Below are 25,517 nucleotides of genomic sequence, written 5' to 3'. Positions count from 1 at the left end.
GTGTTATGTTTGGAAAGGCGGTTTTTTTAAACTATAATTTGCTTTAATAACGCCCTTTAGGGGTTAGGGACACCCAAAATCTTATGCTCGTAAGCCCATTTAACCAAAGTAAGTAGATTATTGGTATTGGTTTTTTTGAAAATATTTTTGCGGTGGGTTTCTACTGTACGTATTGCAATATCTAGTTCGGTAGCTATTTGCTTATTGCTAAAATCTTTTTCCATTAAAGCGATGATTTGCTTTTCACGCAATGTTAAGTGCGCATCGGTAACAGATTTTTTTATATGTGATTGTTTCTCTAACTCGTCTAGTATTTTTTCTTGAAAATATTGCCCGCCATTGTACACTTTTATAATAGCTTCAATCAATTCATCTTTACCAGTTTGCTTTAATAAATAACCCAAAATATCAGAGTCATTAATCATTTCATCTACAATTTCGCCAGAGCCACTCATACTTAATGCAATGATTTTTATATGAGGGAATTGCTCCTTTACTGCCTTAGCTAATTGTTTTCCATTCATGCCATCCATCATTACATCGCTTAGCAAAATATCTACATCGGTATGTTGTAATAGCGCTAGCATATCTCTGCCAGAATTAGCTGTTAAGCATATTTGAACGGCATCTTGCTGTTGCAATACGGCTACTAAACCATCAATTACTATTTGGTGGTCATCTACAATTGCTAAGCGTATTTTACCAGTTTGTTTCATGCGTTTGCAGGTATATGAATGGCCACTAATGTACCGTTATTGGCTGACGAATCCCAACTAACTGTACCTTTTAAATATAAAATTCTTGATTGAATATTTTGTAATCCAATACCATCGGTTTCTCTAGTAACGGTAGTATCAAACCCCTTACCATTATCCTCAATCATTACATCAATACCTTCTTCATCTTGGTTAATGGAAATATCTAACTGTGTGGCTTCAGCGTGTTTAACCACATTATTTACACTCTCTTGAATTACCCGGTACAAAATAGTTTCTACGTGGCTTGGCAAGGCTTTTTGCAACTCCTCTGTTTGCAAATTAATAGATAATTTACCTGTATTTATTTGCCCAATAAATTCTTTAACCGCATTTACTAAACCCTTTCTCAGCAAGGCATTTGGCATCATATTATGGCTTACATGACGTACCTCTTTACAGCTTTCATCTACCAATAATAAAGTCTTATTTATAAGCTGATATTGTTGCGAATTATCTGGCAGTATTTGATTATCCAAAGCTTGCAAGTTTAACCAAGCTGCTGTCATTAATTGTCCTACACCATCATGTAAATCTTCGGCTATACGTTTACGTTCCTTTTCCTCAGCATTTATAATTTCAATAGTAGCTCGTTGCTGTTGCTTAGCCAATGCAGCTTGTGCGTTTGCTTGCTGTTGCAAAGTTCTACGTTTGTAAAATGAATAGCCTAATAGCAATACCAATACTGTAAAAACTGATAGGGCAACAATTGCAATATTCTTTCTGTTCACCTCAAGTTCTTGTATGCGTTTTTGTTTGTTAAGGTCTTTTATACGTTCTTCTTTTTGGATAGAATCTAATCTGTTTTGAAGGATGGTTTCGTTTTTAATACTTAGTTGTAAGCTATCATCTGCCAATTGTAAACCAGCATCTGCTAAGGCCAATTTTTGATTAGCAATGTCGTATAAATTTTTATTGATAGCAATTTGCTGATTAGCAATAGCAAGTGATTTTATTGAGTCGGCTTTATTCAGTAAACTGATAAGCAACTCTTTCTTCTCAACATCATATTTTGTCTTTAATTCATTCACTTGTTTTATTACAGATTCGCCTGCTGTTTTCTCTGCAATAGTCATATATTTTGATCGATAAACTAGGGCACTTTCAAAATTGCCTATAGTAGAATCCAATATGGATCGATGGTTATAAATTTCACCATACGTAAAAGGGTCCGCACCGTATTTATTGGCTGTTGCTTCTGCATCTTTAAACCATTGTAAAGATTCATCAAATTTTTTTAGCTTCATGTATCCATAACCAATATTTTGTTGCACCAAGGCCACACCAAGCTGTGTTTGATTTTCCTTCGCAATAGCTAACGATGATTTTAAATAAACAATAGCAGTATCGTAATTACCCTGTCGTAAATTAATTGCGCCTAAATTATTAATACAAATTTGTACGCCACGTTGAAAGTTTGACTTCGTAAAATTCACCTTTGCCTCTAACAATAATTCTATCGCTTTTGAATAGTTTAGTTGCACCGCATAAACGTTGCAAATGTTAAGTTGAGCGATACCAATAAGTCGTAAATCGCCAATCGTTTTTGATGTTTGTATACTTTGCGTATAGTATTTTAAGGCCTCTGGATAATTTTTTGTTTCATTCATTAACCTTCCCAGATTATTTTGAATAGAACCAATAGACTTTACATCCTTATTTTCTTCTTCGAGTTTTAAAGCTTTTAAAAAATAGTCTATCGCTATTTCGTTATTTCCTTTATCTCTATACACATTACCCATTGTTTGGTAAACTGTGCTTAGACCAAATTTATTTTTATACTTTATAAATATTCTTTCGGCTTTTTCAAGTTCTATTAATGCATTATTTTGTTGTAGCATTACCAAGTAAGCTTGCCCAATATTTCTGTAGCATTCTGCATGTGACAGCTCATCATTTAGAGTTGACCAAATATTACTCGCCTCTTTAAAAAAAATCAAGGCCTTAGAACCATTAGATTTAGAAATAAAAAGATTTCCTTTCGCCTCTAAGGCTTTTGCTACACCTTTTTTATAGTTACTTCTTGTGGCTTTTTCTTGAGCTTGGTTTGCGTATAAAAATGTATTTGTAGAATCGGTTACAGAATATAAAAAGGCTATTCTATTAAGAACATTAATTTGAATACTATCAATTTTTTGTAGAGGTAATATGCGCTTTAAACTATCTATTTCTCTACTATTTTGCCCTTGAGTTACAGCACATACCAGCAAAGGTATTACCACAATGATTTTTAGTATTTGACGCATGAAAAGCAATATCTGAAAAAAATACCAAGTTCTATTCTTTTGTTAGAGTAAAAAATAAATTAGCTATTTATTTACCACTAAACACTGCTTTTCGTTTCTCTAAAAATGCAGAAGTGCCTTCTTGCATATCATCTGTAGCGAAGCAGCTACCAAAAGCTTCAATTTCTAGTGCATAACCATCACGTTGCTCATCTAAAGCAGCATTGGCAGCTGTAATGCAAGCTGCTACAGCAATAGGTGCTTTAGTATTAATTACTTGCAAAATATTGGTGGCTTTTGCCAATAATTCTTCTTGAGGCACTACATAATTTACCAAGCCATAGCTTAATGCAGTTTTAGCATCTATCATTGCACCGCTGATAAGCAACTCTATAGCCCTGCCTTTACCTATTAAATGCGTTAAACGTTGTGTACCACCATACCCTGGTAGCAAACCGAGATTAACTTCGGGCTGACCAAACTTAGCATTATCGCTAGCTATTCTAAAATGGCAACTCATGGCTAGCTCGCAGCCACCGCCTAGCGCAAAACCATTAACACAAGCCACTATTGGTTTTGGGCAATTTTCTATTCTAAAAAAAGTGTCCTGACCAGCTTGTGCCAAAGCCACACCTTGCTCTACCGATAAGCCTACAAACTCAGAAATATCTGCGCCAGCAACAAAAGCTTTGCTACCACTACCTGTGATAATCACACTTTTAATGTCTGCGTTAAAATACACATCATCTAGTACCGCATTTAAGTCGGTAAAAACGGCTTTGTTTAAAGCATTTAATTTATCGGGTCTATTGATGGTAATGGTTAAAATATTGTTCTCTAGTGAGGTAAGAATAGTTGTGTACATGAAAATTATTTTTGTTTAGAATTTTGTTTAGCACCTAGGCTCAATAATATGACCCAACCCACAATATTTAATATTTTTGTCCACTGAGGGGGATTATCTGTTGCAACTAAAAAATAAACATTCGTTGCAAATGCAATTACTACTAATGAATATAAAACCCATTCAAATGGTGTTCTTTTTAGCGAGTTCATAACTAAAACGGTCTATTATCTTTTACCCACTGTTTTATATAATCGGCTATTTCGATAGTGGTAGCACCAGGTGCAAATAGCTTTCCTACACCCATTTCATTTAACGAACGCATATCATCTTCTGGTATAATGCCACCGCCAGTAAGTAATACATCGCTCATCTCTTTTTCCTTCATCAATGTAATAATTTTAGGAAAAACAGTATTGTGTGCACCACTTAAAATGCTCACTCCAATAGCATCTACATCTTCTTGTAAAGCAGCATTAACCACCATCTCGGGTGTTTGGCGCAAGCCTGTGTATATTACTTCCATACCTGCATCTCGTAAGGCGGTAGCAATTACTTTAGCACCTCTATCGTGGCCATCTAGGCCTACTTTAGCAACTAAAACACGAATGGGACGGCTCATACAATTTATCATTTAATGATTTGAAATTCAACTGAATATATTGGATGGCTGCTTGCTTAACTTATACACCAAAGGCTGATTTTACAATGCAGCCAATACTTTTTTTATTCTACTAATAGTTTCGTCTTTACCAATGATACTTGCTATATCGAACACATGTGGGCCAAACTTACCACCAACCAACATGATTCTGAATGGCAGCATTAGATCGCCTGGTTTTAGTTGATTGGCTGCTGCCATTTCTTTAAACTCGAGTTCAAAATCTGCTGGTTCGAAGGAGCTAGTAAGTTCTATTGCTTTTATTAGTTCAATAAAAAACAAGTTTTTCTTTTTATCCCATTTTGGCTGTATAGCAGCAATATCAATGGTTTCAGGGGCTTTAAAAAAGAAGGATGCTTGCTGTACAAAGTCGTTTAAGAAAGTGCATCTATCTTTTACTAGCTCTAATACTTTTACGAATTTATCATCATCTGAAACATCAATACCTGCTTTAGCAAACAAAGCTTTAACCTGCGACTGATAATTTGTAACTGGCATTTTCTTAATCCATTCACTATTGTACCATTTGGCTTTTTCATAGTCAAATTTAGCACCGCCCTTATGTACGCGTTCCATGCTAAACTTAGCTATCAATTCTTCCATGGTAAATATTTCTTGACCGCTACCATCATTCCAGCCAAGTGCTGCTAGCATGTTTACAAATGCTTCGGGCAAAAAACCTCTCTCTCTAAAGCCGGTAGCTATTTCATTGGTTTTAGGATCTGTCCAATCCATTGCAAATGTTGGAAAACCCAATCTATCGCCATCACGTTTGCTTAGTTTACCATTACCGTCAGGCTTTAATATTAATGGCAAATGCGCCCATTGTGGCATATTATCTAACCCAAACAAATATTTCCAAAGCAACACATGCACAGGTGCGCTTGGTAGCCACTCTTCACCACGAAAAGCATGGGTAATTTGCATTAAAAAATCATCTACCACAACAGCTAAATGATAAGTAGGCATACCATCAGCTTTTAGCAATACTTTATCATCTACTTGGCTAGTATTAAAACTCACTTCGCCACGTATCATATCAGTAAAAGTAACATCTTCATTTACTGGTAAATTAATACGTACTACATAAGGCACACCATCAGCAATTAATTGCTTAGTAGCAGCATCGCCTAATGTTAATGAGTTTCTTAGGCTCATTCTTGTAGCGTGGTTGTATTGAAAATTAGCAATTTCTTTACGCTTAGCATCTAGTTCTTCAGCCGTGTCAAACGCATAGTAAGCCTGGCCTGCAGCGATTAATTTGTCAGCATATTCTTTATAAAGTGGCTTACGTTCACTTTGTCTGTATGGTGCAAATGGACCGCCGTGAATAGCACTTTCATCTGGCTCTAAGCCACACCATTTTAAGGTTTCAAAAATGTATGCCTCAGCACCTTCTACAAATCTTGTTTGGTCGGTATCTTCTATTCGTAAAACAAAATCGCCACCATGTTGCTTGGCAAATAAATAATTAAATAACACTGTTCTTACGCCACCTAAATGCAAACCACCAGTGGGTGAAGGGGCAAATCTTACACGTACTTTCTTCGTATTCATTCTGCAAATATAAATGTGTTACCTAGTTGGCTAATGATTTTGCAAGGCAATAAAAAAGTAGTAATGTTATTGTATGAAAAAATATCTAACATCAATTGCCTGCTTGTTTTTTGCCATTACTATCAGCGCATTTACCAAAGCCAAAGCTTACAACACACCAAAAGGTGAGTACTACCAATTAACTGTGTATCATTTTAAAACCAATGCACAGATAGCTACCACAGAAACCTATTTGCAAAACGTGTACTTACCAGAGTTGCATGCCTTCGGTATTAAAAACATTGGTGTATTTACAAGTATTGATAATGATACTGCTGCTGATAAAAAACTTTATGTACTAGTGCCACTTAAAAACCTTAACCAATTAGCTGATATTCCTAATGTTTTGGCTAATAAAAAAGATAGTAGCAGCTACACTACTACCGCCTATAATCAACCGCCCTTTGAGCGTATTGAAACCATAGTACTTAAAGCTTTTGAGCTAATGCCACGAATGCAAACACCCCAATTAACTAGCTCAGTATCAGAAAGAGTATATGAGTTACGTAGTTACGAAGCTTCTACAGAGTTTTTATATCGCCAAAAAGTAAAGATGTTTAATGCAGGTGGCGAAATAGACTTGTTTAAAAGACTGGGCTTTAATGCTGTATTTTATGCTGAAGTATTGGCTGGCAGTAGAATGCCCAACTTAATGTACATGACTACCTTTAACAACAGAGCCGATAGAGATGCACATTGGAAAACATTTGGCAGCGATGCAGAATGGAAAACCCTATCAGCTTTATCAGAATATCAAAATACTGTTTCGAGAAATGATACTAGGTTTTTAAGACCTACTAGCTACTCAGATTATTAATATCTTACTAAAATGCTGGAACTTCTTATTATCTGCATGAAAGTACATGATGGCTAATAAAACGAAGGCTTTTATTTTGGTGCTAGCAATTAAAAATGTTTTAACGCAATAAAGCAGTCTTTTTATTAAGTCGCTTTGCCACTACTATTAACAATAGTGATAAGCCTAAGAACACAAGCACTAGTACTGCAATATTTAGAAATACTTGACCGTAACTATATTGCGTTGCATCTACAAAAAAGTAAGGGTACATATTGGTAATGGCACCTCTTACTAAAATATAACAACAGTACACAAGCGGGTATATTAACCAAGCCCAAACATTCTTATACTGGAGCGAAGCTTTTGGTACAAACAAAATCCAATACGCTAAAAACCAAACTGGTGTGATGACGTGTAATAAATTATCTACTATAAGCTGTAGCCCTTGTGGTGACCATTGCCAACGCAATACGGTATTGTACACTAAGCCTACTACAAATATGTACACGGTAATAGCAGAAGCTACTTGTGGGCGTGAAAAGAATTTACCCCACTTTTTATTTGGCTGTAAAGCCACACAAGTAAAGCAAATGGCTACAAGTATGTTGGTTAATATTGTAAAATAACTAGCAAACTTTATAATGGTTTGTGGCAGCGACAGTACACGGTTTTCGATGTTTAAATACAACTGCCCTATAATGGCAAACCATGTAATGACAGCCCCTGCAACTACGCAGAATTTATACGCTTTGGATGAATGTAATAACGGCATAATTGTAAAGAATGGTTACTCAAATATAAACTTCTATTAACGAAAAATCCCTGTGTGCAATCATGCACACAGGGATTTTAATAATGATTGAACAGTAACTATTTCAAGTCTTTCAGCAAAGCATTTACGGCTGCTTCTAATTGTTGATCTTTACCTTTCACCACTATTTCATAATCGTTACGCACTTTAATGTCTGGCTCTGTTTGGTGGTTTTCTAAGTACTGACCATTCATCATTTTAACACCCAATGGCGGCACGCCCCAGCGAATACTATTGTCTTGCAAACTTTCCCAACCAGCAAATGTACAAGTACCAGGTACAGGCATACCTACTAGCTTGCCTAACTGCAACGCTTGGTAAGTATAAGCATAACAATGACCATCGCTATAGTTGGCTTCATTGGCGATAGAAATACTTGGTTTTGTCCAGCGGAAATTTGGTTCGTAACCATTACTTCTAGTGTCGGTACTGTAATCCATAAATTTCTTGCCGCTTAAAAACATGGCGAGGTCTGCCACCAAATCACCACCACCATTAAATCTCGTGTCTATCACAATGGCTTTCTTTCCTGCATATTTACCCATCACATCTTCATACGTATCTCTGTACGCACCATCATTCATACCAGGTATATGCACATAACCAAGCTGACCACCACTCAATCTCTCTACCTCGTCTGCATTACGCTTTACCCAACGCTTGTATAGCAATCCATTTTCTTCACCAATGCTAATAGGCTTAATGGCAATGTCTTTTTTCACACCATTATCTACAATAGACAGCAAGGTATTTTTACCAGCTTTACGATTAAGCAATTGTGCAAAGTCTTTATCGCTAGTAATTGCAACACCATCTATGGCTTCTATAATAATGCCTGCTTTCAAGTTTAATGTTGCCTTATCTAAAGGACCATCTTTTATAATTTCTTCAATCTTTAAACCATTGCCAGTGTAGTTCCAATCGTAAAAAGCACCAAGGCTTGCAGTAGCATCGGCATTAGCACTAAAGCTGTTATAACTACTACCACTATGGCTTACATTCAATTCACCCAATAGTTCGCTTAGCATTTCGCTAAACTCATAATTGTTACCAATGTGTGGTAAATACTTTTCATAATCGGCTTTGTAGCTATCCCAATTTATACCGTGAAAGCTAGCTGTGTAAAATGTTTTCTTTGTTCTGCGCCATACATGTTCAAACATAAAGCTTCGCTCTGCGGCTACATCTACTGTCATTTCACCGTTAATGCGTACAAAGTCTTGCTTGCCTGTTTCTGGATTTATTTTAGTAATGCTGCCATCACTTGATAGGTAAATAAATTTCTGGTCTTTATCCCACACCATGCTACCGCCTTGGCTGTTTAATGGTAATAACATTTTGGTTTCTTTGGTGCGCAAATTAGTAGTCCAAAGATTATAGCCTTTTTCAAATCTGGCTAGGTAGTACAAGGTTTCACCATCCTTACTTATCAATGCATCTGCAAGTGATGATGAATGTATGGTAAGCTTAACCTTTCTTTCTTCTAAGCCATCCCAATCAAATACCACACTATCTTTCTTTGCTTTTTTAGTAGTATCGGCTTTGGTTTTGGTGTCTTCTATTTCTTTTAGCAAAGCAGCATCATCTTTATTCAGCTTGTACTTGTCATACGCCTCTTGTGTAAAGAACATCGCATACACATCAGACTGTGCACCGCCACTTTGCGCTACAGATTTCAAGCCGTCTCTATTGCTTTCCCATATCATGGCTTTGCCACCAAGCACCCATTTAGCACCGCCATCGCTAAAGCCGCTTTGTGTTAGGTTAATTACTTTGCCTTTACCATCGCTACTTATTAAACCTACCTCACTACTAGCTATGCCAGGTACACTATAGTCAAATAAAAACCACTTACCGTCAGGGCTCCATTGAAAGTATTGGTCATTATCACGCATACTAAACAGTTCTTTATCTGTTAAAATAGTACGTGTTTGTTTAGTGCTTTTATTCAGCACTTTCAGTGTCATTCTGTTTTCTATAAAGGCAATTTCTTTACCGTCAGGTGAGTACGATGGTTGGTAGTTTTCATTAGCATTGCTAATAACAGGTGTTTCTTTTAAAATGGTAGACGCATAGAAATAGGGCTCATCTTCTTTTACCTTTTTGGTTTCTATTATTTCCCAAGCATCGTCTTTCTCACTAGCATACAATAGGGTTTTACCATCTGGTGAAAAACTCACATTGCGCTCTTGTTGTGGTGTATTGGTAATACGTTTTGTAACACTACCTTCTATACTTGTTACAAATACTTCGCCTCTAAATATAAAAGCAGCTTCTCTACCATTGGGCGATATGGCCATATCTCTTGCACCACCAGTAACAGCAAGCACTTTATCGTTGTTACTTTTAGTATCTACCGCTATAGTAATAGCTACCTTCTGTGGCTTAGCATTAGGCTTTAAAGTGTAAATATCACCATCGTAACCAAAGCACAATGTGCCATCTGTACTACTACTTAAAAAGCGTACCGGGTGTTTTTTAAAAGTGGTTATTTGTTGCGATTTAGCAGTAATATCAAGTGCTTGCTTATGTACATTAAAACTACCACTCTCTTCACTTAGGTAATACATGGCTTTATCGTTATCAGTATAAATAGGCGTTCTATCTTCACCATTAAAGCTGGTTATTTTCTTGTGTGTATTGCTGGCAATATCCCATACCCAAATGTCTCTTGCAATAGCAGATGTGTGGTGCTTACGCCAAGCATTTTCGCCACCTTTTTTATCTTGATAAATAAGTTTGCTACCATCTTTACTAAACTTTACATCTTCTGCTGGCATACTTAATAGCTGTGCTACTTTACCGCCTGTTGCAGGCACTTGGTATAGCTCTGGTTGCGAGCCTGTAGGAAAGGTTCTGTTACTAGCCACATCCATACGTACACCACCAAATACTATTTGCTTATCATCGTTGGTAAATGCATACGGATATTCATTGGCTGAATAAAAAGTCACACGTTTAGCCTCGCCACCTTCTAGCGGTATGGTGAAGATGTCGAAATTGCCAAAGCGGTCGCTGGCAAAAGCAATGGTTTTACCATCGTGGCTAAATACAGGCATAAAATCGTGTGCCTCATGAAACGTAAGCGGCATGGCATTACCACCACTTGCTGATACTTTATACAGGTCGCCTTTGTAGGTGAATACAATGGTTTTACCATCTGGTGAAATGGTTGAATAGCGCAGCCATGAAGGGCTTGCTTGTGCATTAGCAGTTAATACTGTAATGGCTAATAGTAAACAGGTAGTTACTACTTTGTTCATATGCAGATGTTTTAAATTGGTGAATGTTACGCAGCTAAACTCTTGCGCCAAAATGGATATATATGTTGCAGTTATGTATCCGTATTAAAAGCAGCAGTTAATCAGCAAAAATGAAGATAAGCCATTGCATAAAAAGAATGGCATTTTGTGATAAATGGCTATTGGTAATAATGAAGGGTTGTTTGTTGTGGTTGTACGCTAGTTCTTAATACCGCAGTTATGTATTTCCGATTACAAATCGGATTGTTTAGTGGGCACAAGTGAACCTAACAGAACACTTGCGCCAGTAAACGAAAAGTGACAAAGCATAGCAAGCTCACAACGTTTCTTTGCGGTCTTTGTCTTCTTTATTTCTTTGCGTGAAATGCTTTACCCTTTCGGTGCTTCGCCACTAGTATTACCGCCTTTGCCGCCTTCACGTTTTGCAATAATATCTGCATAATATTTACGCCCTGTATTTATAAGGGCTAGTACATCGGTAAACTGTGGGTCGTTTTCTGTGGCAGGTGCTTTTGCTTGGCTTACTATGTAATTAGCAAAGTCTGAGTACACTTTAAATAGGTCTTTACGCAAGGCTTTGGCATCAAAATTTTCTTTACCAGAAATATCCAATACTCTACCGCCAAACAATGCTTTAAAGCTTGCATTAGCAGCACTAAGCCTTGTAATATATCTGCCCATATTTAACAATGCAATAGCTTGTGTGTACTTAGCATCTTGCAAGTCAGTAAGCATTTTATCTATGGCCAATGTTTCGGCTTCGTAGTTAAGTGTTGGCAAGTTTTGATAGCTATTGTACACAATACTCAGCAATGCACTAGCCTCACGTTCAGCAGCTATTTCTGAGGTACTATATAAGTTTATAACCTTGCCAATTGCATAATAAGCGGTATCTCTTTCGTCATCAGCTTCGGCTATTTTATCTGTTTTATCACTTTTTTGTATGGGGCTTAATGCGCCTACAAATAGCGTTTTCTTAGCTGCCATACGTAGCAGATACGCTTTTAGTGAAGCATCGGTAAGCTTGGTTTGGTCTAGCGTGCCTACATCTGTTAAGTGGCGTTCTATTATCTGACCAGATTCTAAATAGGTGAGATTAGATACTTTTAATGGATACAGTTCTTTAGTCATAGTTGCTTGATTTTATACTGCTAATATAAAATATTTCGAATACGCAACCCAATTATTGTTGATTTTTTTTGTTTGCCCGGCAAATGGGCTCAACCATGCGTTGTTCTTGCTATTTGCCCGGCGAACAGCAAGAACCATGAACGATTCTGCCCGTTTGCCCGGCGAACGGGCTAAACCAAGCATCATTCTATCCGTTTGCCCGGCAAACAGAGTAAACTAAGTGTAATTCTGTCTGTCCGCCGGGCGGATGGGATAATACAAACAATATTGAGAAGTGTAGAGTTGATGCGTGTTATAAAATAAGATTTGGATACTCACTTAAAAATTTACCGAACGTCCACAAAGCACTATCAAGTTGTTTCGAAGTGAAATTATCATTCATAACGTCTTTACAGTTCAGATAAAATGGCTTGTAGTCTTTATGATAAATTTTTATTTTCTCACCATTCGAAGTTGGTAAGTATGCGTCTTTACCTTGTTCTGAGATATATTTGAATACTCTAAAAACATGCTGATCAAATATTGGATATTTATCAGGTTGAATGATGTGCATTAAAAAAATCTTCCAAATTGCACTTAGGTTAGAAAATGCTTTATCGAAAATGTTTGTGTCCCAATCACGTTTCAATTGATTTATTATTTCGTGCTTTGATAGTATCTTCTCTTTTAAGGCGGTATCTTTTTTACCACTCAATTTCATACCGTTTTTCCATATGAATAGTTCTTCGATGTTTTCTAAACTCAATTCTTCTTTATAAATTAAATCTGTGTATGAAGCCATGTTTAAATACATAAAACTTTTACTCCAGCTCTCTATGAATGTGTTTAAATCTGCGAGGTCATTCCTTTTAAGTGTCACAAATGAATATCTCATTTCAATGTTGTTCATATTATTGTGGATTGAGTTTATACCGAATAATAAACCTACTCTTTAATAAAAGCTGCATAGCGAACAGAACGTACAAGTGTGCGACGCAACAAAAGCATCATAGTAGTACCAACGCTGGTGACATAAAAAATTTACAATGCGGGCTACTCAACCATCGTCTATTGTCTATGGTCTATTGACTGGCTTATCAGTTATCTTCGCAGTAATGAAAGCATTAGTGTATAAGAGTACAGGTAGCTGGTATATTGTAAAAACCGAGGCAGGCAGGGTGTTAAATGCTCGTATAAAAGGGGTGTTTAAAATAGATGGACTTACTTCTACTAATCCTATTGCTGTGGGTGATGAAGTGGATGTAGAAATGGAAAATGAGCTTGAAGATACTGGCACAATTACCAAAATTTACGACCGTAGAAATTATGTGGCACGCCTTAGCCCACACAATAAAAATAAGCACCACATTATTTCGTCTAACCTAGACCAAAGCTTACTATTTGCAACGCTTAAAGATCCTAAAACATCTACAGGTTTTATTGATCGTTTTTTAATTGCCTGCGAGATGTATCATTTGCCTGCGATAATTGTATTTAACAAGGCTGATACTTATGGTAAAAAAGAGCTTGACCGCTTTGCTGAACTAAAAGCTATTTATGAAGCAATAGGCTACACCGTAATACTAGCTAGTGTACAAAAAGGTACAGGCTTAGATGCGATAAAAACATTGATGCATAACAAAACTACCTTGCTTAGTGGCCATAGCGGTGTGGGTAAATCTACCTTTATTAATGCTATTTTTCCTGAGCTTGACTTACGTACACAAGAGGTAAGCGACTGGAGCGGCAAAGGCTTACATACGACCACATTTGCCGAAATGTTTGACCTGCCATTTGGCGGTAAAATAATAGATACGCCTGGTATAAGAGAACTAGGCTTGGTAGACATTACGAAGCAAGAACTAAGTGGCTATTTTCCTGAAATGAATGCACTGCTTAATGACTGTAAGTACAATAATTGTATGCACACCAACGAGTTGAATTGTGCTATAAAAGACGCCGTAAACGAAGGCACAATATCAGTAGACAGATACGCTAATTACCTAAAAATACTAGATACCATTGAAGAGAAAAGCTGGTCTTAACCTTGTTGCTTTTGTTGCTTTTTGGCGAGTCGCCTATCTCTGTTTACTTGCTTCCAAGTAGCTTTATATTCAGCTTTCTCTCGCTTATTACGTGGCTTAAAACCCGCTTGGCAATATTTCTCTATCATTTCAGCACCAATAGGTGTAGAATAATGATTTTTTTGAAAAACACTACAACTTGATAAGCACACGATAAAGGCTATGGCAGTTAGTATAAGCTTCATATTTTTGGTGAAAGTTTTGATTTAGAGGATGAAAAATAAGCGCTATCTGCAACATCTGCGAGCACTATTTTTTCTCATTATAAGCTTCAAACCAACTAGCGTACTTCACGTAATTATTGGCTATTCTATCTATCTCGCCGCTTATTAGTTCTTTAGAAATGTCTTTAATTTTTTTAGCTGGTACACCTGCGTAAATAGTACCTGCTTCTACCACTGTACCTTCGGTTACTACTGCACCTGCAGCAATAATGGCATTGCTATTTACAATGCATCTATCCATCACAATTGCCCCCATACCTATTAGCACATTGTCTTTAATAGTGCAGCCATGTACCAATGCATTATGCCCTATAGATACGTTATTACCAATAACCGTTGGGTTTTTTAAGTATGTACAATGCACCACTGCACCATCTTGTACATTTACCTTATTACCCATTGTAATAGCATTTACATCACCACGTATTACCGCATTAAACCACACACTACAATCATCACCCATTACCACTTCGCCCACAATAGTTGCGTTTGGTGCTACGAAACAATTAGTGCCAAAAACAGGTGTTTTATCAAGTACAGTAAGTATGTAAGCCATTATCTTTAGTTTGGAGTTTGAAATTTATAGTTCAAGAAGTTTATAAAGTTCTAAAGTTTAAAAGTAGATAGAAAAAATGATTATCGCATGAATAGAAGCAGTAGTAACTATTTCATAAGCTAACTTTACCTTGTGAAATGTTTGTACTTAAACTGTGTAAACTTTTTAAACTTAATAAACTATCAAACTCATAAACCCTAAACTACAAATCCCAAATTTCAAATCACCATGTCGCTTCGTAACCAGTTTTTAAATCATGTAGCACAAACGTCTGATGCACCAATAGGCTTAGAAATGGCTAAAGCAGAAGGCATTTGGCTGTACGATATACATGGCAAGCGATACCTTGATATGATCAGTGGTTTTAGTGTTGCTAATATTGGTCACAGTCACCCTAAAGTGGTAGAAGCTGTACAGCAGCAAGCCGCACAGTATATGCACTTGATAGTTTACGGTGAATATATTCAGCAACCACAAGTAGCTTATGCTGAACTGCTTACACAGCATTTGCCACCTTCGCTTAACTGCGTGTACTTTACCAATAGCGGTGCAGAAGCAACAGAAGGCGCTATGAAATTAGCAAAGCGTATTACTAACAGAAGTAAGATTATTAGTTGTAAAAATGCTTATCATGGAAGTACGCAAGGTGCATTAAGTGTAATGGGCGATGAATATTTTAAAAATGCTTTCAGACCATTACTACCAAATATTTATCATTACGATTTTAATAGTGATGATTTGCTTGCATCAATTGATAGTAGTATAGCTTGTGTGATTATAGAAACCGTACAGGCAGAAAGTGGTATTGTAAAGCCTTCGGCAAAATGGCTGCAAGCAGTAAGGGCAAAATGTAACGAGCATTGCGTGCTACTAATTTTAGATGAAATACAGGCAGGCTTTGGTAGGACAGGTAGCCTTTGGGCTTTTGAACAATATGATATGGTACCAGATATTTTGCTACTTGGCAAGGCACTTGGTGGCGGTATGCCATTGGGTGCATTTATAGCCGATAAACGCTTGATGGGCACACTTACTAGCAACCCTGTACTTGGGCATATTACGACGTTTGGTGGCCACCCAGTAAGTTGTGCAGCAGGTATGGCAGGTTTTAAAGTATTGCTAGAGGCTGATTACATAGCTAAGGTAGCCGCTAAAGAACAACTACTATTACAACACATTAAACACCCAATGATTCAAGCTGTGCGTACTGCTGGTTTATGGATGGCTATTGAGTTTGATAGCTTTGCCACCAATCATGCAGTGATAAAAGAATGTATTGCCAATGGGCTTATAAGCGATTGGTTTTTATTTAACGATAAAAGCTTGCGCATAGCACCACCATTAATAATTACCAACGAAGAACTCATTGATATGTGTAAAATAATCGTTAGTAGTATACATACTGTAACCAATAGCTAGTTACTTAGGTAAGGGATGATTTGCTTTAATGTTTTGCTCGGCTAAACGTACCGTTTCTGCAATGCGTTTTTGCCTTGTAGCAGGTTGCTTGGCATTTAATATCCATTCTAAAATACCCCTACGTGATGAGCGAGAAAATGCTTCAAAATTTGTAAATGCCTGTTTGTTATTACTAAATGCTTCAAGTAAGTCAACAGGTAGTATTACTTCATCAACATCTTTTAGGGCATCCCAATTACCATTTTGTTTGGCTATTTCAATCATTTTAAAACCAGCCTCAGTCATCATGTTTGCTGCAATAAGTTTCTCAACTTTTAGTTTATTTACCTTACTCCAATTGCTTTTTGGGTTACGCTTTGCAAAAAACTGATAATAACTTTCATCATCTCTTTTGTTAGGCTTACTATCAATCCAGCCAAAACATAGCGCTTCATCAACAGCCTCGCTATAATAAACGCTTGGTGTAGCGCATTCTTTTCGATAGATAATTAGCCAAACACTTTTTTCAGAAGTATGATTTTCTTGCAACCAAGCCCGCCAAGCTGCATGGTCTTTTGCATAAAAACTAGCCACACCGTCTTTAAGTTCCATCCTATGCTTATTTTCTTTGAGGTTTTATTTGCTTAAACTGCAAGTAACTCGGCAGTAAATTTTTTTGTCTTTCTACCTCTGGTTTTTGATACTCTACGTAGTAAATTTTAAGCAATATCAAAAAGTAAGAAATTATTAATGGCCCAAAAATTAAACCTGTAATACCAAAAGATCTTAACCCAATAATTACACCTAACACAGTTACTATTGGGTGTACATCTGCCATTCTTTTTGCTAACACAAAGCGAATAACATTGTCACTTGTACCAATAACCAGTAAGCCCCAGATAATTACAAAAATGCCTTGCCATGTATGGCCTTGCGCCAATAAATAAACACTTGTAGGTAGCCAAATTAAGCCTGTACCTACTAATGGTATTACAGAAGCAAAACCTGTAACAACACCCCAAAAACCAGCATCGCTTACACCCGCAATTAAGTACGCTACAAAAGCTAGCAAGCCATGTACCACACATATTAATGGTACGCCTACTGCATTGCTAAAAGTTTGTGCCTTTAATTCATTGCCAAATAGTTCCATTTTACTTCTCTTAAAAGGCAGGTATAAAATTAATCCTGCTTCTAATCTTCCTGTGTTCATAATCATGAAATACAGGAAAAAATACATCATACTTATGGTAGTAAAAAAGTTGAAACTACCGTTAAGTATAGATGAGATGGCTTGCGTAGCCATCCCTTGTATTTTAGCCAAACTATCTTTTGAAATAATGTTGATACCAAAACGCTGCTGAACAATTTCGCCAAAGTGTTTAAATGGCTTAATGATATCATCAGGGTGAGCAGCAACTTGTACTACTTTACCATAAAGCATGGTAGCAAAAACACCAATAGGCAACAGAATAATAAAGAACGATACGAAAATCACTAAAATAGCGGCGGTATTGCGTTTCCAGCTCCATTGCTTACCCAGCCAATATACCAATGGCTTGCTAAGTACGTAAAACATGACTGCTGCTAAGAAGGCTGTAAAAAATTCCATTAATGCCCACAATAAAAGCAGCGCAAATATGATAATAACGACCAAGAAAAAATATCGATTAATCTTAAGGTCTTGTTTGTTATTTTCCATGCAAATTGTGTTTGGTACGATTTATGCAAAACTGTGCCAAGTTATTGTTCTAGTAAATTTATGTAAACCATTATTGTATGAGCAACAAAAAGTTTTTTGGTGGGCTTATTCTAGGTGCAGCCGCTGGCGCAGCAATAGCGCTATTTTTATCAAGCGATAAAGGCAAAAAAGTTGTAGCAGATGCTAAAACTAAATTGCAAGATTTAGGAGAAGAATTAGAAGATTTAATTCAAAAAGGTAAAGTAAAACTTGATGAGATGGAAGCCAAAATAAGTGAGGCGTAGTTATTATAACCACGCCTCACTTATTTGATAATTTTTGTTGCTATGCCATTTCTTCAATGGGCTGCTTTACTATACTTTTCACTATTTCAGTAGCATTTTGTTCGCCAAGAATTACAAAGGATTCTTCCTGCGTGGTTCTGATGCCTTTACCAGCTTTGCCACGTTTTTGATAGCGAATATGTATTTTACCTTCATGAGGGTAATTGAACCCTGCAATCTTCAATGGTTCAAAATGCACATTCTCTATGTCTATTCTATCAATACGGAAATTACGGCTACTTATGGCATTAATACTCTGGTCGAAGAGATACTTTTTTTCAACCGCTCTTACGTGTTTTTCTTTCAAATAAGAATATGGGTTTGAGAAAGAACCTCGAGGTGTATTTTTCTCTGGCAAGCTTTGTGAAAACAAAGTAGGTACATTTTCTACATTTAGGCTTTTATTTAATTCCAAGCCAATTAAAAAATTCTTGGTAACTAAAACCAAGAACACACTTTTGCCAAAAAAAGTATGCTGTTGCACACCAACGAAATGGTTGTTGTTTTCAAAAACAAATTCTTTCAGTGTCATTTTTAGGGGTATTTCAGGCTAGCTAATAATGGTTAGTTGGGTAAAGCTAAGATAAAAAGGTAATTACCTACATTAAATCATCAAAAAAATATGCTTTTAATCATACTACTAAACGTGCGTCACTAATATTAGCACAAAGCTTCGCATAACAATAAAGTATCAAATACCATAATAGATAGCGAAAAACACTTCATTCTAGCTACTAATCAGCAGATTAAAAAATTATACCTCATTTAAAGAAATATTTCATTGTACTATATTATTTACTAATCGCTTGCCAATCATCAATATGTAATTGCTGAAAGAAATCTGCCTCAGCCATTTCTCTTACTTCGCCCGGCTGTAGGTTACCTAGTGTAATGTCTTCAATACTGGTACGAATTAAACGCACACAAGAATGATTGACTACAGCTACCATTTTACGCACTTGGTGGTATTTACCTTCGGTAAGGGTAATAGATAGCCATGTGTAAGGCAAGTCTTCTCGTTGCTTAGAACCGCCAACAAACAAGTCTGCCGGTGGTGTTACAATTTGTACATCGCAAGGTGGTGTGGTATAGCTAGCACCACCCTTAATAATAATGCTTACACCAGTTTGCAATTGTAATAAGGCTTCTTCGCTTACATATCGGCGCACTTTTACCAAGTAGGTTCTTTTGTGTGGTGTTTTACTTTCAAATAATAGTTTGGTAACTCTTTTATCGGTAGTAAGCAATAGTAAGCCTTCTGAGTGATTATCTAATCGACCAATGGCATGTGTACCTTCTGGAAAATCGAAATCTAACTCGCCTAGCAGGTGCACTTTGTGCGAACTGATAAACTGAGATACCATGTGGTAGGGTTTATTAATAACAAAATAGCGATGCATCATGGCGATTTTTGACTTGCTTGAGTGGGTGCAAATAAACGCTTGTTATTTGGTAAGTGAGTATTGATTTGGAAAACATGTAGTAAGATATGTTATACTTAACAAGTGCATCATCTCATTTTTCGAGATGTGCTGCATTAACACCAGAAACCTTAAATAATTTGGGTTTTCTTAATCCCATTCATACAATAAGCAGATACATATCTGCCATCTCTTTACCTTCGAAACATTCACAAAACTCAACAGAAAAAGAACGACATGAAATCAGTATCGCCAAACATTTTTGTAAACGACATTAATGCAACCATTGACTTTTACAAGCAATTGGGTTTTAGTGTAACAACCACAGTGCCTGAAGAGGGCAACTACGTCTTTGCAATGATGACTTGCGAAACTGTTGTATTTATGTTTCAAACTTTTGAAAGCTTGGGTGATGAACTACCGACAGTTTCAAGACAAAAAGGAGGCTCTTTGTTGTTGTATATTCAAACTACCGGCATTAGAGATTTATTTGACAAAATAAAAGACAAGGTAACAGTGATTAAAGGGCTTGAAAAAACCTTTTATGGTGCTACCGAATTTTCAATTGAAGATAACAACGGATACTTACTAACTTTCGCCGAAGATGAAGCCTAAAACAAACATAGAGCTTACGCTGACTGATTTTGAAAGAGTCAATTTGAGAAAACACAAAGTGAAAATATCTGACATTCTCAACTATGCTATAGACGAATTAGAGGTTATTTTGGGTACACCATCGCAACGTGCAAAAGAAGTGTATGCCTTAGCGGAATTTCAGACCGTTCCATCAATAGGTATCAAGTTTGCAGAAGACCTTGTATTCTTGGGTTACTACACACTTAATGAGCTTACAAACAAAAGCGGCGCCACATTAACAGATGAATACGAACAGAAAAAAGGCTATTGGGTAGACCCTTGCGTTGAAGACCAATTTAGATTGGTGGTAAATTTTGCCCAAACGAATGACGCCACAAAAACGTGGTGGGATTTTACCGAACAAAGAAAAAAATACCGCCTTGAAAACGGCTATCCTGCAAGCAGACCTAAAAAGGCATGGCACGAAACAATTGAATTTAAAAGAACAAATAAAAAATAGCTTACTGAATTTAAAACAAACCCGACAGATCTTGAAGACCTGTCGGGTTTAGAAACTAAGAGAACAAGTATTCCACGTCTTCTCTTGTTAGGCTCTTTACAAAGCCGTCATCATCAGTAATTAAGTCTCTTGCAAGGGCTCTTTTACGCTCTTGTAGTTTCAGTATTTTATCTTCTACCGTATCGGTACAAATCATGCGATAGGCAAATACGTTTTTGGTTTGGCCTATACGGTGTGTACGGTCAATGGCTTGCTGTTCTACCGCAGGATTCCACCATGGGTCTACAATGTACACGTAGTCAGCAGCCGTAAGGTTTAAACCCACACCACCCGCTTTCAGTGAAATTAAGAACACCCTACATTCTTCGTTGTTTTGGAAGTTTTGTATGGCTTTCTCACGGTCTTGTGCCGATGTGCTACCATCAAAATATTCGTAAGCTACACCTAGCTCTTGCAAGCGCTGTTTTATCAATGCTAGCATACCCAAAAACTGTGAAAATACTAGTGCCTTGTGGTTACTAATATTCTCAGTAATCTCACGACCTATCTCTTCTAATTTCACAGACACATTTGGATACTTTTCAGGCTCGTTCATTATGTATGGGCTATCGCATATTTGGCGCAACTTCATTAAGCCTTGCAAAATAGTTAACTGCGATTTGCCTACACCTTGCGTATCTACCGTACCTAAAATTTTCTCTCTAAAATCGTTTCTAAATGCATCGTATATTTTACGTTGTTCATCACCCATTTCGCAGAAGAGTACCATTTCTTGCTTCTCAGGTAAGTCCTTAGCCACTTGCTCTTTAGTACGACGCAAAATGAAAGGGTATAGTAGTTTGCGCAAATGTTCTTTCTGTTCTTTCTCGCCAAACTTATCAATAGGTACTGCAAATTCTTGCTTAAAAAACTCTACACTACCAAGCATGCCTGGGTTTAGGAAATTCATTTGGGCAAATATGTCGAACGTATTGTTTTGCAAAGGCGTACCACTCAAGCACAAGCGGTTTTTAGCTCGTAATAAGCAAGCCGCTTTAGCTACTTTACTGCTTGGGTTCTTAATGGCTTGACTTTCATCTAGTACCACATAGTCAAGGCTCATATCTACAAACTGCTTTATGTCGCTACGTAGCGTACCGTAAGTAGTAATGATGACATCAATATGATCTTGCTGTAAGTTTTCACGCAACCTGCTACCACCATGGTGAATGTAGAAAGTAAGGTTAGGTGCAAACTTTTTAATTTCATTTTGCCAGTTATACATCAAAGTAGTTGGGCAAACCACCAATGCTTTAAGTGTACCTAATTCTTCTTTTAAATGGCACATAAAGCTTAGGGTTTGTATGGTTTTACCAAGACCCATATCATCGGCCAAAATGCCACCCCACTGCACTTCACGCAAGTAATTTAACCACTGAAAACCACTTTCTTGATAAGGACGTAAAATGGGTTTTAAGTGTGATGGTGGTGCGATATCTTTTATGGCATAATTCTCTTTCAGCTTTTCGTATTTCTCTTCTAGCTGAAAGAATAATTCCTCTTCATTACGCTCATTGTATAGCTCTTCAATAACACTAAAGTGGTACTTACTTAGCTTAATGTTAGTGCTTTTACCTTCACCTACTCTAAACAATAGCGAGTACTTCTTAATCCACTCTTCTGGCAATATACCCAATGTACCATCTTGCAATTGTACATACTGTTGCTTGTTTACAAGGGCTTGCTTTATGTCATCTACAGTTACTTGTTGCTCACCAAAACTTATTTGCACTTTGGCATCAAACCAATCGGTATTGCTACTAATAAATATTTTGGTAGAAGGCTTAGCCGTATTGAATCTAAAATGCTTTAACGCATCAAAGCCATACACGGTTACATTCATATCCTTCACCGCATCTATAAACAAGAAGAACCAGTTGTTCTTTAATACATCAGCACCTTTTAGCGCTAGCGTATAGTTATCTGCTGGGCGAATAAAGTTTGAGTGCAAGTTTTCTATCTTCTGAATAAAGTTTTTCTCTGCCTCTACATTGCGCTGTATCACCAAAATTTTATCTGATACAGGCAATATAATCTTGTCTTTATCACTTTGTCTTATCTCGTAGCCTTTGTAGCTAAATACTGGCTCAAGTACTAGATAATCACCTTTCTCTTTCAAGAGTATTTTACAGTCTGGCAATACATCACGTATCTCTTCTTTTTCAAGATTACCAAAGTTGACGTTGTAATCTTTAGTAAGTGGCAAAATGAATTCTTGTAAATGACTAGCCCAATCTGCTTCATCAATTTCAAGTGTACCTGATGGTAAAAATTTGCTTACTACAGCAATATCTTCACTTTTATTCCAAGTAAAAAATTGGTTGTGGTATTGAAACAACATCACGCCAGCACACTCATTTTCAGTGATGTTTAATTCTGCCGAAGGTAACTTAACATTACACTCTACCGTGTACTTGCCAGCATCATAACTTACAGCAAAAGTAGGCACAATGCTTTCGGCTGAAAACTCGGCTAGCTCTAGGTTTGCGGTAGTAAAGCTTTTCTTGAACGGTAGGTAAAACACAAAATTACTGCCCGATAAATCGGCTAATAATTTCTTGTACTTTGGTTGTAAATACTCATTAATTAGATTACGGGTTTCTTCAGGCAGTTCATCGGTATGCTGCTGAATAATATTTTCCCAAATACCACTAAAAGGCGAGTTACGGTTAAGGTATTTATGTACCTCTACAGGCAATAGCTTACGCAACTGCTGCACCATCATTTTGTCATCTTCATTAAACACATCGGTATTAATGAACTTGTTTAAGTCTAATCTTTCTACTTTGCTAGTGTATTTAGAGAAGTCTTCGTCTGTTTCGCCTTGTACCGCATCTATTTGTATAAATGGATATTGCTGCTCGTTGGTTGTCATTACCACGCCAAGCTTAAAGGCAGCTTTATTTGCCAGTACTTGTTCCTTAATTTCTGTGGCTTCAAATGCCTCGTTAGTAGCATCTACCTTGCTTTGTGGCTTTGGTGCTTCTTCTACTATTGTTGGTTTTACATCTACCGTATTGGTTACAGTAATTACACGTTTTATAGAGGTATCTAGTACACGTAAAAAGGGTTTACCATCGGTATACGTAAATTCAAATTTGCCTTTTAAATCGTCGTTAAGGCTATAACCGTAAATGCTTAGTAGCTTGTTTTTTACAGCATCCCAGTTACGAATGGTATCGAAATAATTAGCGCCTTTGTTTTTTAGCAACTGTAAAAACACAATGGTTTTGTGTACACACAATGGGTGTTTGGTATCGCTATTGCAAGTGCAACTTGTATCAAAATTGCGCTCTTCGTTTTTAAGTAAAACAAGGTTATACATCGTGCCACCTAACTCTACATTGGCCGTTACACGTTCATCTTTGGCACTTACTATTTTGGCTTTTTTATCTTGTAAAAAATTCTCGGCAGTAATAAAACTTTCTGGTGATGATAACATGCGTATCATCTTTAAATCCAGCATTTTCATTTTTACCACCGTATGCTTTTGATCGTACACTAATTCACGTTCGCCAAGCATATTTTTATCCAACATTTCTTGCAAGGTGAATAGTGTGCCAGCCTTATGGCGGCAAATTTCACTTAGGTTATAAGGGCAGGTGCAGCGCAATTTTAATGTAGCAGGATCTTTAAACTGCGACACATACACTTTGTAATAAGTAGAATAACTATCGTCTTTAACCCTAAAATTTACAGATGCCATTAATTCATCGTACTCTATCAATTCTACATTGCCCAAGGCATGTATTTTTTTACCACGACGAATTACTTCTTCCGAACCATTGTTATAAATATGTTTAACGAGATACGGTAAAGCCATTTTTTAATTTGATAAGATTGATGTTTTGCTTAGCCAAAACCAAGCAGCCTGCGAAAAATGCAATTTACAAATGTAAAGGAATGATAGTGAGAGTATAAAGTATTTATTATTGCCTGTGCATGAAATGTTTGTTAAGTAAGCATTTTACGCTTCAAAAAATGGCTCAAATGGTCATTTGCCAGTTCAAAACTTGTTATAACTATCACAAGAAATGAGTTGAACCTGTAGCTTAATAAATGTAAAGCTCTTGGTAGCACTCATTTTGCAATTATGTTGCAGTGATATTAGCTAAAAATGTCTTGTTAAATGAGTAGTAATTCAAAATAAATTCTGTAGTATCGTACCAATGAAAGGTATTGCACTATCCATATTACTTCTATTAACTTATAGCACCACATTTGCCCAAAAAGACAAAATAGAGCGCATTTGGTACAATGAAGAAAAAACAGTGAAGATTCAAATTTTTAAAGCCCCCGATGGTATTTTTTATGGCAAAATAATTTGGATGGTGCGCCCTTTAGAAGCAGATGGAAAAGTAAAACTCGATAAGCTAAACCCAGATCATAAAGCTAAAACGCAACCCATTCTCAATTCGATAATTTTAAAAGGATTTACACGCAGTGCAACCGATACAAGCATGTACGAAAACGGTACTGTGTACAGCCCAGCCAATGGCAAAACCTACTGTGGCGTAATTATTCATCGTGGTAAAGAGTTGAAACTACGTGGCTATTTCTGTGGCTTTTCTATTTTGGGCAAAAGTTGGATCTGCCCACTAGCTGAATAG

At 36.8% G+C, this 25,517-nt stretch carries 24 protein-coding genes; 7 read left to right on the top strand and 17 right to left on the bottom strand.

From position 1 onward, the window contains the following. Positions 1–56: 56 nt before the first annotated feature. From ACT9TX_RS11540 to gltX, 5 genes are all read right to left on the bottom strand, one after another. A complete protein-coding gene (locus tag ACT9TX_RS11540) occupies positions 57–716 on the bottom strand; it encodes a response regulator transcription factor (protein ID WP_481338445.1) in 660 nt (219 codons plus the stop codon). Then, the gene (locus ACT9TX_RS11535; RefSeq protein WP_481338444.1) at positions 713–3,001 is read right to left on the bottom strand and encodes a tetratricopeptide repeat-containing sensor histidine kinase; all 2,289 of its coding nucleotides are present in this window, start codon (positions 2,999–3,001) and stop codon (positions 713–715) included. Before ACT9TX_RS11535 ends, ACT9TX_RS11540 begins: the two co-directional genes overlap by 4 nt. A gap of 67 nt (positions 3,002–3,068) precedes the next feature. Then, on the bottom strand, positions 3,069–3,845 hold the full coding sequence (locus tag ACT9TX_RS11530; protein ID WP_481338443.1) for an enoyl-CoA hydratase/isomerase family protein: 777 nt from the start codon (positions 3,843–3,845) through the stop codon (positions 3,069–3,071). Between the two features lie 193 nt (positions 3,846–4,038). Next, positions 4,039–4,446, bottom strand: coding sequence for a cobalamin B12-binding domain-containing protein (locus ACT9TX_RS11525; RefSeq protein ID WP_481338442.1), 408 nt, complete (start codon positions 4,444–4,446; stop codon positions 4,039–4,041). 81 nt (positions 4,447–4,527) lie between these two features. Beyond that, positions 4,528–6,042: a glutamate--tRNA ligase gene (gene gltX / locus ACT9TX_RS11520; protein WP_481338441.1), complete on the bottom strand. Its 1,515-nt coding sequence runs from the start codon at positions 6,040–6,042 to the stop codon at positions 4,528–4,530. Between the two features lie 73 nt (positions 6,043–6,115). Here gltX and ACT9TX_RS11515 point away from each other — a divergent pair, with 73 nt between their 5' ends. Continuing rightward, complete coding sequence (locus ACT9TX_RS11515) at positions 6,116–6,898, top strand: NIPSNAP family protein (protein ID WP_481338440.1); 783 nt, start codon at positions 6,116–6,118, stop codon at positions 6,896–6,898. A gap of 100 nt (positions 6,899–6,998) precedes the next feature. On the opposite strand, the gene ACT9TX_RS11510 is transcribed toward ACT9TX_RS11515, so the two are convergent. From ACT9TX_RS11510 to ACT9TX_RS11490, 5 genes are all read right to left on the bottom strand, one after another. After that, entirely contained in the window at positions 6,999–7,652 is a 654-nt protein-coding gene (locus ACT9TX_RS11510; RefSeq protein WP_481338439.1) for a Pr6Pr family membrane protein, read from the bottom strand. A 98-nt stretch (positions 7,653–7,750) separates the two neighbouring features. After that, positions 7,751–10,954 carry a S41 family peptidase gene (locus tag ACT9TX_RS11505; RefSeq protein WP_481338438.1) on the bottom strand — a complete coding sequence of 1,068 codons (3,204 nt, stop codon included), beginning with the start codon at positions 10,952–10,954 and terminating at the stop codon, positions 7,751–7,753. Between the two features lie 369 nt (positions 10,955–11,323). Further along, positions 11,324–12,085 (bottom strand): DUF6261 family protein, encoded by a 762-nt coding sequence (locus tag ACT9TX_RS11500; protein ID WP_481338437.1) that lies wholly within the window; start codon positions 12,083–12,085, stop codon positions 11,324–11,326. Positions 12,086–12,097: 12 nt separating this feature from the next. Next, positions 12,098–12,271 (bottom strand): hypothetical protein, encoded by a 174-nt coding sequence (locus ACT9TX_RS11495; protein WP_481338436.1) that lies wholly within the window; start codon positions 12,269–12,271, stop codon positions 12,098–12,100. A 106-nt stretch (positions 12,272–12,377) separates the two neighbouring features. Then, positions 12,378–12,974, bottom strand: a complete 597-nt coding sequence (locus ACT9TX_RS11490; protein ID WP_481338435.1) for a hypothetical protein — start codon at positions 12,972–12,974, stop codon at positions 12,378–12,380. Positions 12,975–13,110: 136 nt separating this feature from the next. On the opposite strand from ACT9TX_RS11490, the gene rsgA reads away from it, so the two are divergent. Further along, entirely contained in the window at positions 13,111–14,109 is a 999-nt protein-coding gene (gene rsgA / locus ACT9TX_RS11485) for a ribosome small subunit-dependent GTPase A (protein ID WP_481338434.1), read from the top strand. Here the strand turns inward: rsgA and ACT9TX_RS11480 are convergent. Together ACT9TX_RS11480 and ACT9TX_RS11475 are read right to left on the bottom strand one after the other, a co-directional pair. Further along, entirely contained in the window at positions 14,106–14,333 is a 228-nt protein-coding gene (locus ACT9TX_RS11480; RefSeq protein WP_481338433.1) for a hypothetical protein, read from the bottom strand. The two genes, rsgA and ACT9TX_RS11480, sit on opposite strands and share 4 nt — an antisense overlap. A gap of 64 nt (positions 14,334–14,397) precedes the next feature. Next, entirely contained in the window at positions 14,398–14,928 is a 531-nt protein-coding gene (locus ACT9TX_RS11475) for a gamma carbonic anhydrase family protein (protein ID WP_481338432.1), read from the bottom strand. A gap of 228 nt (positions 14,929–15,156) precedes the next feature. On the opposite strand from ACT9TX_RS11475, the gene ACT9TX_RS11470 reads away from it, so the two are divergent. Then, on the top strand, positions 15,157–16,347 hold the full coding sequence (locus ACT9TX_RS11470) for an aspartate aminotransferase family protein (RefSeq protein WP_481338431.1): 1,191 nt from the start codon (positions 15,157–15,159) through the stop codon (positions 16,345–16,347). Here the strand turns inward: ACT9TX_RS11470 and ACT9TX_RS11465 are convergent, their stop codons facing one another. Both ACT9TX_RS11465 and ACT9TX_RS11460 read right to left on the bottom strand, forming a co-directional pair. Continuing rightward, positions 16,348–16,938 (bottom strand): YdeI/OmpD-associated family protein, encoded by a 591-nt coding sequence (locus tag ACT9TX_RS11465; protein ID WP_481338430.1) that lies wholly within the window; start codon positions 16,936–16,938, stop codon positions 16,348–16,350. A gap of 7 nt (positions 16,939–16,945) precedes the next feature. Further along, a complete protein-coding gene (locus ACT9TX_RS11460; protein ID WP_481338429.1) occupies positions 16,946–18,028 on the bottom strand; it encodes an AI-2E family transporter in 1,083 nt (360 codons plus the stop codon). Positions 18,029–18,105: 77 nt separating this feature from the next. On the opposite strand from ACT9TX_RS11460, the gene ACT9TX_RS11455 reads away from it, so the two are divergent. Then, positions 18,106–18,312 carry a YtxH domain-containing protein gene (locus ACT9TX_RS11455; RefSeq protein WP_481338428.1) on the top strand — a complete coding sequence of 69 codons (207 nt, stop codon included), beginning with the start codon at positions 18,106–18,108 and terminating at the stop codon, positions 18,310–18,312. Between the two features lie 40 nt (positions 18,313–18,352). Here ACT9TX_RS11455 and ACT9TX_RS11450 read toward each other — a convergent pair whose 3' ends face one another. Next, positions 18,353–18,883 (bottom strand): hypothetical protein, encoded by a 531-nt coding sequence (locus ACT9TX_RS11450; protein ID WP_481338427.1) that lies wholly within the window; start codon positions 18,881–18,883, stop codon positions 18,353–18,355. A gap of 259 nt (positions 18,884–19,142) precedes the next feature. Continuing rightward, complete coding sequence (locus ACT9TX_RS11445; RefSeq protein ID WP_481338462.1) at positions 19,143–19,751, bottom strand: pseudouridine synthase; 609 nt, start codon at positions 19,749–19,751, stop codon at positions 19,143–19,145. A gap of 258 nt (positions 19,752–20,009) precedes the next feature. On the opposite strand from ACT9TX_RS11445, the gene ACT9TX_RS11440 reads away from it, so the two are divergent. Both ACT9TX_RS11440 and ACT9TX_RS11435 read left to right on the top strand, forming a co-directional pair. Then, a complete protein-coding gene (locus ACT9TX_RS11440) occupies positions 20,010–20,387 on the top strand; it encodes a VOC family protein (protein WP_481338426.1) in 378 nt (125 codons plus the stop codon). Next, positions 20,377–20,868, top strand: coding sequence for a helix-hairpin-helix domain-containing protein (locus ACT9TX_RS11435; protein WP_481338425.1), 492 nt, complete (start codon positions 20,377–20,379; stop codon positions 20,866–20,868). Before ACT9TX_RS11440 ends, ACT9TX_RS11435 begins: the two co-directional genes overlap by 11 nt. Positions 20,869–20,923: 55 nt before the next feature. On the opposite strand, the gene ACT9TX_RS11430 is transcribed toward ACT9TX_RS11435, so the two are convergent. Further along, on the bottom strand, positions 20,924–24,730 hold the full coding sequence (locus ACT9TX_RS11430) for a DEAD/DEAH box helicase (protein WP_481338424.1): 3,807 nt from the start codon (positions 24,728–24,730) through the stop codon (positions 20,924–20,926). 346 nt (positions 24,731–25,076) lie between these two features. Here ACT9TX_RS11430 and ACT9TX_RS11425 point away from each other — a divergent pair, with 346 nt between their 5' ends. Then, entirely contained in the window at positions 25,077–25,517 is a 441-nt protein-coding gene (locus tag ACT9TX_RS11425; RefSeq protein ID WP_481338423.1) for a DUF2147 domain-containing protein, read from the top strand.

The organism is Parasediminibacterium sp. HNIBRBA5674 (assembly GCF_056745525.1).
Note: the sequence above shows the minus strand (reverse complement) of the source record. Positions and strands in the feature narration are given on the sequence as shown.